Below are 13,224 nucleotides of genomic sequence, written 5' to 3'. Positions count from 1 at the left end.
ATACCAGCAATCTGAGAGAGGCCGATGAGCTCAGCACCTTAAGCACTCGGGTACATCCCAATGCATTCTCTTGAACCACAAACCCAATGCCCGATTCTTTGAGTCTGAATAACAACTCAGGATCATTGAGTTCAGTCGCTACTCTCTTCTTCTGGATAGGATCAATGTTTCGGTCTATCCGCCATCGGTTATTAAGTCGTCGTTTGATAGTGGACTGCGATCGCCCAACGGTTTTAGCAATGCCTGCCACTGAAGCACCTGGAATCTGAAACCCGTCCTTCACCACTGCCATGCCCTTTGCCCCTGGGAAACTGTCAGAGGATGCGGCGTCGTGTGGATCAAAAACTGATTTCTTCGCCTGGCCCTTCTTGGCTTTCTTGGCTGCCCAGTATGCCTGTCGTTGTCTGTACTCGGCTTCTAAGGCTGTCGCTAATGCTTTGCTACCCATACGGGTGAGTTCAGATAAGGGAACGTCTGCGATCGCACCCAACCCATCCACACCCAATGCACAGGCCACTTTGGTAATACCCGATAGATAAAGTTCTACCTGACCATCAATGCGTCGTCTGCTTCGCCACCAAACACCGAGGCCTGCCTTTAGCCATCGGTAAATGGTGTTGGTGCTGACGCCCATGAGGAATGCCATGTCAGACACACCAAAATAGACACGTCCAGTGCCCTCGGTATCCAGGGCTCGTAAGACGTGCCATAGCCTGGCCTGCTCACAGGTATCCAGCAGACGGCTATAAATTCGTATGGTGCTGAGTTCTGACATAGCACAACTCACCGGCCCCCGAAGGAACCGGTGTTGATGGCAGTGGATTAATAGCGGTCCATAATCTTCTGGGTGACTTCCAATGCCCCTTTGGCTTCATGCAGGGCAACGTCGGATAGCACCTCTTCCAGTCGAAGCAAAGCATCAATGATCAGCCCCGCCCCGTACTGTTCGATCACAGGTCGAACCGCATCCATCGCCTCACCGACCTGGCTATCCCAGTCGTAGTCATCGGTCAGACTCTGAACGGCCTGCTCTGGTGTGGGCCAGGGCAGAGACTCATAAGAAACCCCATGGTTCATGCGGGAAGGAAACGCCGCAATGTAGCCGTCTTCGGTTACCTGTAGGGTGAAGTGTGTCATCGTTACGCCCTCCCTATGCAGCTACTGCCGAACGACGGACGGGAGCCTTAGGCCACTTCAGGTAAAGCTTTCCATTGGGGCCATCCGGGCGATGAGGTACAACCACGCTTCCAATCCGTAGCTGATTCGCCAGACTCAGAGGCACCCACAACTCATCAGTCCAGCTGCCATCCAGACCGCCGATGGTGATGCGTTGGACTCGGTTACGGCTGATGTACTTGCAGTCGGAATAGAACCCGCTGGGACGACTCTTGGGGCCTTTGGTGATGACCTTGGCTAAAGGTTCGGGGTTGGGCATTAATTCATCGGTTGCCACATCCTGGCAGTACTCCAAGGTGCCGACGGCGCGGACCGGTTGGCCGTATGGGCTGTACTCCCAACGCATCGCCGTAATGTTGAATGCGATCGCGCCAACGTTCTGGCCATCGACAAATAGACGGTATTCCGTATTGTGGACCTGACGGAATTCGAGAGGGTTTTGAGTTAGAGTTTGCATTGGCTCTAATTGCGTAGTGGTTAGGGTCAGCGGGGCTCATTGCAGACTTTGGACGGTACGCAATGGGCCTTTGCTTATGTCTCTACTGTAAATTGTCGGTTGATAATTGTCAATTGATAGTTTATAACTTAATTGTAACTGTCAATTTATAGTGGAGTGGTAATTAATGGCCGTAATGATGAAGGTTCGCAAGGATGTCGACTTCCCTGGGCTTGGGGCTAAAATCAAAAAAGCTAGGGAAAAATTGCAAGACGAGGCACTGGGCAGGTTGTCTGTAAACAAAATCGCTACAGACGCTGGCATGACTTCTGCGAACTGGTACAAAATTGAAAGCGAAGAAACTAAGGTGTTGCCACTCGAAACACTAAGGCAAATAGAAAAGGTGCTAGGGGCTAATTTTGGTGTCTCTTTTGAAGACTCTGGCACTGGAGGCTAACCCATGATCATTTTCAAGCTCAAAGAAGTGCAAGCTCGCTACAACGTGCGCAACGTTGCCCTGGCCGAATATCTCGGCTTAAAAAGTGATGCTCTAATTTCTGAATATCGATCAGGAGCCAAAACCCCCAAGTTAGATCGCGTTGACCGGATTATGGATGCGATTCTTGCACTGGGCAACAAAGAGAAATTAGAACTTTACCCGCTGTCGTTTTCAGACCTGATAGAGTACCGCCCAAACAGCGCCCAAAAGTCAAAAGAGAATCAAAAAGAAAGCACTCTTTTTTGATTGCATTCCTCTCTCTTTTCCCTGCTTTCTCGCTATAATAGCGGCAACAGATTTTTGCAACGAAATAGAGCAGTCGGCAGCGGTCGGGGGACGTGCTGCTGGTACTGGAATTTTAAAGGGACAGAAGGAAAAAGAGTTTCGGAATGGTGAATGCAACACATTAATAATGAGGATTGAAGAATGACTGGAATCGTTATCGCAGAGAACATCTTTGAACGACTGCGGCATGTTGATGCTAATGGTCAAGAATATTGGATCGCTAGAGAGCTTCAAGAGCCATTGGAGTATGTCAAATGGCAGAATTTTCACACCTTAGTCAAGAAGGGTAAGATTGCCTGCGAAAACTCTGGTGCCAATGCTTTTGAACACTTTACTGACCTTAGTAATGAGATCGAAGGTGGCAATGGAGCAATGTTAGAGCAGAAGGATTATTACCTCTCTCGATATGCCTGCTACCTCACCGCTATGAATGGTGATCCACGCAAACCTGCGATCGCAGCAGCTCAAGCTTATTTTGCAGCCAAGACCAGAGAAGCTGAGACCGTTGTGCCTGCCCAGAATGCCGAACTAGAAAAGCTTCGTCTTCAGTTGGCGCTGTCTCAATCTCAGGAACGCTTAGCATCGGCCTCTCAGATGCTGGCTAACATCAATCCTGCTCTTCCTGCTATCACGTTTGGTAAGCATGATGCTGTCATTGAAGTAGAAAAACCCGTGACCGTCATTCTTGATGCTCATGGACGTGCCGAGAAATACGATGGTGTGACCATTACTGATCTGTCAAAGCGGTACGGCTTCGGTAAAGGTAAAAAAGCTAACGATGCCTGTCGTCAGTGGATTTCGTCTATGGGTATTAATGAGGCTCAATGGATTCATGAACCAGCAGCACACATCACCAAGAAATTACCCAGAGAAATGCTGAGCGTGTTGGATCAGAACTTCCAAGGTGCTAGAGGGCAGCGTCAAAGATTGGTGGGGGAGTAGTCGAAACCCCTATAGGTTGTTCATTTCAATCATGTTACTGACGTCAGTAACGGGTTCAAGTTTTCAGTCTGTATAGTTAATTCAGTGTGAGGTTTTTGCATGACATACGATCCAGAATCAGATACTTCTAGGTGGCCTGCATGCAGCAGGATGGACTGCGCTAATATGGCTAAACTTCGGAAGTGGACGTTGCTTCGCTCTGAGCCACTGCCTAGCGCTTCCATGCCTGGTGCGCTATTGAAAGTCAACTGCGTGTTTAAGGGCAACTGCCAATTTGGCCAAAATCGTATGGACCTTACCCAGGGAGATAGAGACGATGACTAATCAGCGGACATACCTCTTTTATGCCAACAGTGGTGACGATGCCAAGGACACCTCAAGGCTTATCGCCTCTGACGGACAGGAATCATTACACAGCTTATTAGCCCAGCATTTTGACTGTAGCCCTGACGGAGAAGCCCCGGAGGAGGGCTGCCGACTTTCTGAGTACAAGTCAGACCCATCTGCATATTCCCGTCCTCTGAATAAGCGTGAGGCGGCTGGATCGACACATCATCGCCCTGGGCCATGGGTAGTTACTCGGGTAGAAAGCTATCTTCCAGACCTTCCAGTAGGCACAGAGTATACGGAAGTCGTAATGTGTTGGTGCGATTATCAGCCGTTGCCTGAGGCTGATAATCCATGGATTGAGATGATTATTCCAAGCTTGGCTGACGCCCCTGATGAAATGTTGGAACTAATGGGACTCAAGCCTGAGCAGTTTGATGAAGTACGCGATCGCGAATCGGTTGGAGTATAGGGTGCGATCGCGTAATGGAACCTTCATCCTTTAGAGGACCAGTGTTTCAATGCCTAACAATCGTTATGACGATTATCGATATATCAATGAACTATCCTCATCTTGAATAAGACGGGGATAGTTCATTGTCTTGCTAATACATGAAGAACTAAATTTTATCGGGTATCAGACTGTTCATTTACATCCGACATGGCACTTGAAGAATGGAAATCATCGCTAGAACAAGCCATTTTGGTTAAGCTTGCCGAGATTGACCAAAATCGTACCCTCAAGCTTTTGGATGTTGGTGTTTTTCCCTGGCATACCTCTATTGAGCTTTCCGCTTTTTATGTCGGAGATGATTCAGAAGATGCTTTTGAGGATGATATCGCCAGTTGGCCCAACTATAACTTCTCACATCAGGAGGATGGCCAATGGCCTGAAGTTGAGGACTTGTGCGAGGCGATGGCGACAGAATATTCCGAAGCAGGCGACATGTCGGATTCATCAGAAGAATCAACGATAGCAGCAATGTATTTCCAAGCAGCGGCTGATGTGATGAAACGACCAGCGATCGCTGAAACCTTAAATACCAAGCATCTAGCCGATGGTTTCCGGATCATGGTACTGGATCCGGACGATCCAGATACTGATTATATGTAAGTAGATATGTGACTTACCGATGAAAAGGTGAGTAGAATCAGGGTCTAAGTTGGTAGAGAGGTTGGGAATCGGTTTGGGTTTAGAGTGCGATCTCGCTAGTCATACGTCGCACTTAAATAAGGCAAGGGATTAACGTCAGTATTGCTATTTAGAGTATGTATCTCACCAAAAGGCCACTGCGTAGTGCATCTTTGGGAATCCTCCTCCTCCTTGGAGCCGTAACGTTCGTTAGTTTTCTAATCGAGGCGTTGGGATGATTAGCATGACTACCTACCAGCATCTGAAGTGGTCGGAGAGGCTGCTGGGGTTGTTGAAGTAAGAAAGGATTCGTGATAGTTTTTCCTATCCCGATTACGCTGCGATTCTATTCTGTTACTACGCAAAGACTGATTGCCAATCATTCTGACCACCTCCGATATTGTCAAATCCTCTTTTCTGGATGTCCTCTATGACTCGTGATGGAAGACCGTCTGTGATGTCCCAATGACGCCAGTCAACCTGACTGTTTACACCAACTGGTAGGGCTGCCAGTAGCCCCAATGCCCAATGACGCAGGGTAGGATCAACATATGATAGACGATATATCAGTTGCATCATTAGTCGTGCCACTGGAGAAGTGTTGGCACTTGGGCCAGCGCTACTGGTGGAGACAGCAACGGTTTGGGGCAACTTTATCCAATGTGATGTAGTCCAAAGAGCAAGATCTGCGATACACGTAAAATCGAGAACTTCACGTGGCGTCAAAGCGAATTTGCGATTAAATCTTTCAAGGTTGGCTTTGGCGTTTTCGAAGGGAGTCGAACCATCAGCCTTCCAGTCGTGAGAATGCGCCAATAGCCCGACAGAGAAGGGACCCTGCAGGTGCAGCCTCGGGGTATTGAGACGAACGGTTGTGGATCGCTTGAGTATCGCGGCGCGGCGCGAAGCGTCACGTATCCCATCGGCATCTACGGTCAAACGAACAAAAAAGGCAGCAAGAATTCCCCCGGGAAGTACCTCGGACTTTTTGCGTAATGGCTTTGGGTAAGTTGGGTTAAAAACAACTATGTCTGTCTCAAAGCATTTACGATCGTCGCCCCCTTCAACATTGGTGTCGGGAAGAATATACTTTCGTGTTCCGACTTCGTAATGAGGTGGCAGCCAAAGCTCAAGGATGGACTTCCAAGCAGCTTCTGCCTCATGCCCTGCCTTTTGTGGGTCACGACGTGCCGCAGCATGCAGTCGAATGTAATCATCTTGGATTTCTTGAGTTGTCTTTGCGAACCAACGCGTAGTGGCAGCTAGTGAGATGTCGTCGGTGTCTGCGTTGGGACTCATGCTTACCTGTATAAATATTATTCAGTGTCGGATCTGACGCATAACAATTCATCAGAGAGAAACTTTCTCCCTAATCCCCTGACTCAATAGATCAGCTAGACATCGCCCAACCTAGCATGCAGATTTGGGCGATCGCCTGAAAGCTTCTGTATATTTCCTCAAGCTTTTAGATGAGCGTTGGTGTAATGGAGGCAACCAATCTAGAAGGCTAACTTAAGTAATTCTGTGCTTATGGTGAATTTATTGGAGTTATGCAGGGGATTAAGAGATTTTTCTCACTTCTTTGAGAGAATTGAGAAAAACATCAAAATTTGTATATAACTTCTGAAAATCAGCAAATGAGGGTTTTTTATGCGAAATAAACATCTAAAATCTGAAAATATAGCAGGCAATGCATGCCATCTATGATACTTGGTGTATTGCTTGATACGATTTTGCTTGTCAATTTCATAACTGAAAATGGCTTTGGTGCGTGAATAAGGTAGCTGCGGAGCCATAGAAGCCGGTAAAGTGCAGTTACCACACAAACACGGTACCGATGAAACGCCCCTACAAACTCCGCAACTGGTCTGAGTATAACGCCGCCTTGGTGAAGCGAGGAAGTCTGACCTTATGGCTGAGTGATGAGGTGATTGCCGGGTGGAAAACCACTCAAAAGACAGAGAAACCTGGAGCCTCCAAGGAGTACAGTGACTTAGCCATTCAAACGTTATTGACCTTCAAAGTGATTTATGGGCTGGCCTTACGTCAAACAATTGGCTTTGCGGGGTCTATCTTCGAGCTGATGGGAGTATCGGTCGAGTTACCGGTGCATACAACCCTGTCGCGTCGCCAAAAGACGCTAACGATTGACGTACCGACTAAGCCTGCATCCGGTGGTCGTCATGTGGTGGTCGATAGTACGGGTATTAAAGTGTATGGAGAAGGGGAATGGAAAACCCGTCAGCACGGGGTGAGTAAACGTCGTACCTGGCTCAAACTACATTTGGGGGTCGATGAGCACACCGGAGAGATTCTGGCTGCCGTCGTCACCTCAAATTCAATGAGTGATGGCGAGGTGTTGCCAGATCTATTGGACCAAATTCCAGACGATATTGACCAAGTGAGTGCCGATGGGGCCTACGACCGCACCTATTGCTACGATGCCATTGATGAGCGCGAAGCAACCGCAGCCATTCCTCCCCGGAAGGATGCCAAAATTTGGTTCCATGGCAATCGCAAGGGGGACCCTCATCCGCGCGACGAAAACCTACGAGCTATTCGCAAAAAGGGACGGTCTACCTGGAAAGAAGAGATTAACTATCATCGACGGTCTTTGAGTGAAACCATGATGTATCGACTCAAAACCATTTTCACAGGTGACGTGTCTGCACGATGTATTGAGAATCAAACGACAGAATTACTGTTGGAATGTTCAATTATCAACCAGTTCACTCACTTGGGGATGCCGGACAGCTACCCTGTTGAAGGCTAAGATCGACCTCCTAAAGGACTGATCTGTCTGACAGAATATTCACGCACCAAAGCCGAGGGAATATATAAAATTTGCAATTTCTGTGTGTCGGTAATTTGCCAATGGTTGAGATACATGCAATCTCAATTCATCGGTTAATGATCGCGAGAACAATTGGCGGGGTGTTGGGTTTCGCAGGCCCAACTATCATTCTCGATTGAGACTTCAAGAGGCGTTTTGCCCTTTTTGTTTTCAAGATTTGTGTCTGCACCATTGTCAACTAATATTTTTGCAACCTCATCATGATTTGACATAGCTGCATAATGCAGTGGTGTATTTCCTCTATTATCTCTGACATTAATATCGGCTTTAACATCGATCAGGAACTCAACCATCTTGACGTGATTTAATTTAGCAGGGAGGTGAAGTGCAGTTTGTCCTGTTCGACTATTTTTTGCATCAACAGAAATGCCTTGCTCATATAGAAAGTTGACGAGTTGTATATGATTTTTAGATGCCGCACCTGCTAATGCAGACTCATGGATCCTTTCCAGATGAACGCCTTTTTCAAATAGAACCCTGAATATCGCCAGATTTCCGTCAAGGGCTGCGCCAACAATTCGACTTTCATCAAACTCATAGATAGTATTTTCATTCTCCAAAAACAATGTTAAAAACTCGGGTCGATTGTATACGATTGTAAGATTGAGAGGTGAAGCAGATACATTGTCTGCCCAGTTCACATTTGCTCCATTCTCAAACAACAACTTTGTGATTTCAAAATTTCCCGCTCTGACTGACACATCCAAGGCTGTTGTTCCAGTACTCGAATCCATAATAATCGGTACATATGGACGTTTTTTGCCAGCATCGACATTAACTCCTAAGTCAATCAGCTTAGACACGACTTCATAGTTTTCCTTTTCTGTCGCACACATAATTAATGGTGTACGACCTAGATAAGCTGAGGGACTTCCACCAGTGCTCAAATAGGTATTGAGCACTTCTATGTTTTCACACGCCTGGGAGAGTGGCCCAATATTGACGAGGCCAAGTATTCCCCAGCGAAACCGATAAAATCCGAGGACTAGGGCAATGAAGACCAGAAAGACAATCCGTCTTCTAGTAGCTTGAGATACTGGCATATCATGAAGCCTAAAATCAATTTAGAACTACAGCTAAGCAACAGCTTATACAAGCCTAGTTATAAACTTAGCACCCACGGGTAGCATTTTCCTTCACATCGCACCATACACCCCATAGGCAACAATCTTCTCTGCCAACCGTTGCGCCAACCACGCATTCGGCTCCCCCAACGCCTCCAAAATCATCTCTGCCTCAACTCCATACTGCCGAATCTTTTCCACTCCCCAATGCTTCGGCGGTTTCTGCAAATTACTAATGCGATCCGCCAGTTTCACCATCCATACCGCCTCAGGTTGCTGCCGAATCCGCTGCAAACTATCTGCCATCTGCGCCTCCTTCGGCAGCGCAGCATCCTTACTCAAGGCTAACACCCCAGCCGCCACGTCTGGCCCAAACTCAGCCGCAATCACCCCATAGGTCATCGCCGTATCCTCAATCGTGTCGTGTAACAATGCACACTGCACCGCTAAATCCGGCTGCTGCACCGTCGGTGTGGTCGCAATGGCCCGCATCACCTCCATGGCCACATTTCCCAAATGGTTAATGTACGGTCGTTCCGTCCCCGGTACCCGCTGCCCCCTATGGGCATCTGCCGCAAAATTCCATGCCTTGGTATACATATCCGGAGTCCATAGGGTCATTACGAAACACCCACAATGCAAATAAAGTTGATAGGTTCGGGGCACACTACCTACAGACTAGTTACAACACAAGTATTCTCCATTGAGGAAACTACCATAGTGCCCCCCATAACTCAGCGTGTATCTCCTGTATCATTACTCGCCCTGGTCCTGGCTATGCTGATGGCAAAACCAGCGGTCTCCCAAACCACCCTGCGCATTATGGCTGCCAACACGAGCAGTGGCAATCGCCAATCGTACGATCCAGGCGAAGGTACTCGCATCTTTCAAGGATTAACACCCGACATTGTTTTAATCCAAGAATTTAACATTGGCAATAACTCTGATAGCGACATTACAGCCTGGGTTAAAAGCACCTTTGGAGACGAGTTCTCTTATTACAGAGAAGACGATGCCCAAATCCCCAACGGTGTCATCAGCCGCTATCCCATCCTTGACTCGGGGGAATGGGATGATCCCGCCGTCAGCAACCGTGACTTTGCCTGGGCCAAGATTGATCTGCCGGGGGACCAAGATCTATGGGCCATCAGTGTTCACTTTCTCACCCGGAGTGCAAATACACGCAATATTCAAGCCAATGCTTTAATCAAGTTTGTTGAAGATAATGTGCCTAACGAAGACTTATTGGTCATTGGTGGAGATCTAAATACTCGTAATATCACAGAAACCGCATTGCGAACTCTAGGAACGGTGGTCAATACTCGCCCTCCCTATCCCGTGGATCAAAATGGGGATGGCGATACTAATTCAAGCCGTCGTCGTCCCTATGATTGGGTTTTTGCCGATGTTGATTTGCAAGAATATGAAGTGCCCGTCACCATTGGAGAGAATACATTTTCTAATGGCCTAGTCTTTGACAGCCGTGTTTATTCTCCCCTATCAGATGTCGCACCTGTTCGTCGCAACGACAGCGGTGCTCGCAACATGCAACATATGGCTGTTATTAGAGACTTTTTGATTGCTGAAGAGACCGGTATTGCACCTCCACTGATGAGCTGCCAACCAATCACAGGCAGAGTTAGCAACGACGAATGGCAACATTATTATATTGATGTACCTGATGGGACCGCTCAACTGGAGTTGCAAATGCTCGGCACTGAAGCAGCAGCGGGTGATGTGGACCTGTATGTGAGGAAAGACGACAAACCTACCCTGGGTAGATATGACTTTCGTCCCTGGTTAAATGGTAGCGACGAAACGATTACCGTGAACAGTCAAACTCGGCCAGCATTGAGCAGTGGCCTTTGGTATATCGGCACCTATGGTTATTGGGGTGGAGAGTATTCGCTAACGGCAGTCGTCGACAGTTGCGAGGAGTAAACTGGAAAGTATTCGCTAACGGCAATCGTCGACAGTTGCGAGGAGTAAACTGGGCAAGGGAGATGGATGCCTTGCAATACCAGGGCACTTATTGGCCCAACATTTGTAACTTATACAAACTTGCATAGAGACCATCTGCGGCTAATAGTTCATCGTGGCTACCCTGTTCTGCCAGATGTCCTTGTTTCAACACTAAAATGCGGTCCACATTGCGAATTGTCGATAGGCGGTGGGCAATAATAATTGCTGTTCGGTTCTCCAATAGCGTATTTAAGGCCGACTGAATCTTCGCCTCTGTGCCCACATCCAGGTTTGCGGTTGCCTCATCCAACACCAGAATGCCAGGGTTCCGGATCGCTGCACGGGCAAAGGCCAATAGCTGTTTTTCACCACCGGAAAGATTAGTGCCTCGCTCTCGTAACAGGGTGTCATAGCCTTGGGGTAACTGTTCGATAAAGCTGGCCACATTGGTGGATTCGGCGGCATGGCGAATCTGCGCCGGGGTGTATTCTTCACCCAAGGTGATATTGCTACTTACGTCTCCAGAGAAGATAAATCCATCTTGCAAAATGATGGCCATGCGCTGGCGCAAATCGCTCTGGGCCAGGTCACGAATATCAACGCCATCGAGCAAAATTTGGCCATCGTTGACTTCATACAGGCGACAAAGCAAGCGAATAATTGAACTTTTTCCGGCTCCTGTTGGCCCGACCAATGCCACTTTCTCACCGGGGCGAATGGTGAAATCTAAATCACGTAAAACATATTCATCGGCTTTATAACCAAAGTTCACATGGTTAAAGCGAATCTCACCTGGTAAGACATTATCGTTCTCGTCAGTGGGTTCGGGCAACACTGCCGGATCATCACTATCTTTAATGTCGATCGGTTCATCTAACAAATCGTTCAAACGCTCAACCGCAGTAAATCCAGCTTGAATGGCGGTGAATTTATCGGCAAACTGGCGCAGTGGTTCGAATAACCGCTGAGCAAACAGGATAAACGTGGTTAGGGTGCCGATTTCCATGTTCTCGCCCAGCACTAGCCAGCCACCAAAACCAAGAACACTGGCGATCGCAACCAACGCGATCCATTCCAATGTGGCTGATACCGCCGAATCGTAAAAGATGGTGCGATCCACCGCCAGCATGTAACGTTCATTGGTAGTTCGAAACAGATTGGCATTAAAACTCTCACGCCGGAATAGCTGAACTACTTCAATGCCGGCAATATTCTCCTGTAAATTTGAATTCAGTGCCGACAGCTCCTCACGGGCCTGATAATTGGCTTTGCGATACTGTTGCTGAAAATAAATAATAATGGCTGTCACAGGCACCAGCAACAACATCAGCATCAAGCCCAAGCGCCAGTCGATCAGCAACATGAGCACCACCGACACCACGATCGAAAACATGTCGCTAAAGATGCCGATTGCCCCGGTGGAAAACACATCTCCCAAGGCATTGACATCGCTAGTCAAACGGGTGATCAGCCGACCCACAGGCGTGCGATCAAAAAATCGCATCGATAGGGCCATGACATGGTGAAACATGTCATTACGAATATTGCGGGTGATGTCCTGCCCCACCTTTTGCACCAAAAAACTCTGCCAGCCATCCAGGGCTAGTCGGGTGCCTATGCATAACAGCAACAGCACAATCAGGATATTTAACCCTTCTTGCAGAGACCGCTCTGTTAAAAAGCTCCAGGCTCCAGATTCTTGGCCAACGAGCGAAATCGCTTGACCAATTAGTACTGGCTGAAATGCCTGGGCAAAGGCCAGTGGAACCAGTAAAAGCAGGGGTAACACCAGGTGCCTTTTCTCCCGAAGAATATAGGGGAGAAGGCGCTGGAAAAGCTGCCAATCGTAAGTTGAACCCTTGCGGGGAGTTGTGACGGAAGGAGAAACCATTGGGGTGAGAAAGAAGGGAAGAAGGGCACACATCGGTGCGCCCCTACAAAAAACGGTCAAAAAACAGTACTTAAGCCGCCACCGTCAATTGCTGTCGAATCAAATCAACATACTCGCTCAAATTATCCACATTCAGACGATAGCTCAAAGGATGGGCCACCAACCGAGCCGTGCTTTCAAACAGCACTTCCAACTCCATCAGGTTGTTCTCTTTTAGCGTACGTCCTGTGGAAACCAAGTCCACAATTGCTTCGGACATGCCGGTGATGGGGCCTAATTCTACGGAACCATACAGAGGGATAATTTCAACGGGCAAGTCAATGCTTTGGAAGTAGCGACGGGCGCTATTGACAAATTTGGAGGCAACGCGGCAGTGGGGGGGCAGGTCCAGGGCAGAACGATAGGGACCATCTTGCTTAACCGCCACAGAAAAACGACAGCCGCCAAAGCCTAAATCAGCGAGCTGAGCTACATTGGGCTCTTTTTCGTAGAGCACGTCATAACCAACGATACCGAGCTGAGCCTGACCGTATTCGACATAGACTGGGACATCCTGAGCTCTTACCAATAGGCCTTTGGCGCGACCGCTGCTTTCAAGAATTTGCAACTGGCGGTTGCTGCTGTCTAAAAATCCACTGAAGTCTAACCCGGCCCCT

The 13,224-nt window shown here is 48.1% G+C and carries 15 protein-coding genes; 7 read left to right on the top strand and 8 right to left on the bottom strand.

Annotated features, from left to right (window positions below; genetic code table 11):
• The 3 genes from DXZ20_RS37620 to DXZ20_RS18925 all read right to left on the bottom strand — a co-directional run.
• Nucleotides 1-775 (bottom strand): helix-turn-helix domain-containing protein (locus DXZ20_RS37620; protein WP_250565831.1); only part of this gene is annotated, 775 nt, incomplete at its 3' end.
• Nucleotides 776-822: 47 nt separating this feature from the next.
• On the bottom strand, nt 823-1,137 hold the full coding sequence (locus tag DXZ20_RS18930; protein ID WP_163699861.1) for a hypothetical protein: 315 nt from the start codon (nt 1,135-1,137) through the stop codon (nt 823-825).
• Nucleotides 1,138-1,150: 13 nt separating this feature from the next.
• A complete protein-coding gene (locus DXZ20_RS18925) occupies nt 1,151-1,633 on the bottom strand; it encodes a hypothetical protein (RefSeq protein ID WP_163699859.1) in 483 nt (160 codons plus the stop codon).
• 166 nt (nt 1,634-1,799) lie between these two features.
• On the opposite strand from DXZ20_RS18925, the gene DXZ20_RS18920 reads away from it, so the two are divergent.
• From DXZ20_RS18920 to DXZ20_RS18900, 5 genes are all read left to right on the top strand, one after another.
• Nucleotides 1,800-2,069: a helix-turn-helix domain-containing protein gene (locus DXZ20_RS18920; protein WP_250565830.1), complete on the top strand. Its 270-nt coding sequence runs from the start codon at nt 1,800-1,802 to the stop codon at nt 2,067-2,069.
• A 3-nt stretch (nt 2,070-2,072) separates the two neighbouring features.
• On the top strand, nt 2,073-2,357 hold the full coding sequence (locus tag DXZ20_RS18915; RefSeq protein WP_163699857.1) for an XRE family transcriptional regulator: 285 nt from the start codon (nt 2,073-2,075) through the stop codon (nt 2,355-2,357).
• Nucleotides 2,358-2,537: 180 nt separating this feature from the next.
• The gene (locus DXZ20_RS18910; RefSeq protein WP_163699855.1) at nt 2,538-3,338 is read left to right on the top strand and encodes a BRO family protein; all 801 of its coding nucleotides are present in this window, start codon (nt 2,538-2,540) and stop codon (nt 3,336-3,338) included.
• A 316-nt stretch (nt 3,339-3,654) separates the two neighbouring features.
• A complete protein-coding gene (locus DXZ20_RS18905; protein WP_163699853.1) occupies nt 3,655-4,137 on the top strand; it encodes a hypothetical protein in 483 nt (160 codons plus the stop codon).
• A gap of 189 nt (nt 4,138-4,326) precedes the next feature.
• A complete protein-coding gene (locus DXZ20_RS18900; protein ID WP_163699851.1) occupies nt 4,327-4,779 on the top strand; it encodes a hypothetical protein in 453 nt (150 codons plus the stop codon).
• 375 nt (nt 4,780-5,154) lie between these two features.
• Here the strand turns inward: DXZ20_RS18900 and DXZ20_RS18895 are convergent, their stop codons facing one another.
• Nucleotides 5,155-6,096 carry a DUF6602 domain-containing protein gene (locus DXZ20_RS18895; RefSeq protein WP_163699850.1) on the bottom strand — a complete coding sequence of 314 codons (942 nt, stop codon included), beginning with the start codon at nt 6,094-6,096 and terminating at the stop codon, nt 5,155-5,157.
• 538 nt (nt 6,097-6,634) lie between these two features.
• Here DXZ20_RS18895 and DXZ20_RS18890 point away from each other — a divergent pair.
• Complete coding sequence (locus DXZ20_RS18890; protein WP_163696824.1) at nt 6,635-7,570, top strand: IS5 family transposase; 936 nt, start codon at nt 6,635-6,637, stop codon at nt 7,568-7,570.
• 134 nt (nt 7,571-7,704) lie between these two features.
• On the opposite strand, the gene DXZ20_RS18885 is transcribed toward DXZ20_RS18890, so the two are convergent.
• Together DXZ20_RS18885 and DXZ20_RS18880 are read right to left on the bottom strand one after the other, a co-directional pair.
• Nucleotides 7,705-8,694 (bottom strand): ankyrin repeat domain-containing protein, encoded by a 990-nt coding sequence (locus DXZ20_RS18885; RefSeq protein ID WP_163699849.1) that lies wholly within the window; start codon nt 8,692-8,694, stop codon nt 7,705-7,707.
• A gap of 93 nt (nt 8,695-8,787) precedes the next feature.
• A complete protein-coding gene (locus DXZ20_RS18880) occupies nt 8,788-9,336 on the bottom strand; it encodes an HD domain-containing protein (protein ID WP_163699848.1) in 549 nt (182 codons plus the stop codon).
• A gap of 99 nt (nt 9,337-9,435) precedes the next feature.
• Here DXZ20_RS18880 and DXZ20_RS38535 point away from each other — a divergent pair, with 99 nt between their 5' ends.
• Entirely contained in the window at nt 9,436-10,656 is a 1,221-nt protein-coding gene (locus DXZ20_RS38535; protein WP_163699847.1) for a pre-peptidase C-terminal domain-containing protein, read from the top strand.
• An 88-nt stretch (nt 10,657-10,744) separates the two neighbouring features.
• On the opposite strand, the gene DXZ20_RS18870 is transcribed toward DXZ20_RS38535, so the two are convergent.
• Complete coding sequence (locus DXZ20_RS18870) at nt 10,745-12,568, bottom strand: ABC transporter ATP-binding protein (protein ID WP_163699846.1); 1,824 nt, start codon at nt 12,566-12,568, stop codon at nt 10,745-10,747.
• Between the two features lie 70 nt (nt 12,569-12,638).
• A partial coding sequence (hisG, locus tag DXZ20_RS18865; protein ID WP_163703542.1) for an ATP phosphoribosyltransferase occupies nt 12,639-13,224 on the bottom strand: 586 nt, incomplete at its 5' end.

Origin of the sequence: Adonisia turfae CCMR0081 (assembly GCF_011009555.1) — a bacterium.
Classification (GTDB): Bacteria; Cyanobacteriota; Cyanobacteriia; order Phormidesmidales; family Phormidesmidaceae; genus Leptothoe; species Leptothoe turfae.
The sequence above is the reverse complement of the archived record's forward strand: the minus strand, read 5'-3'. Positions and strand labels throughout refer to the sequence as shown.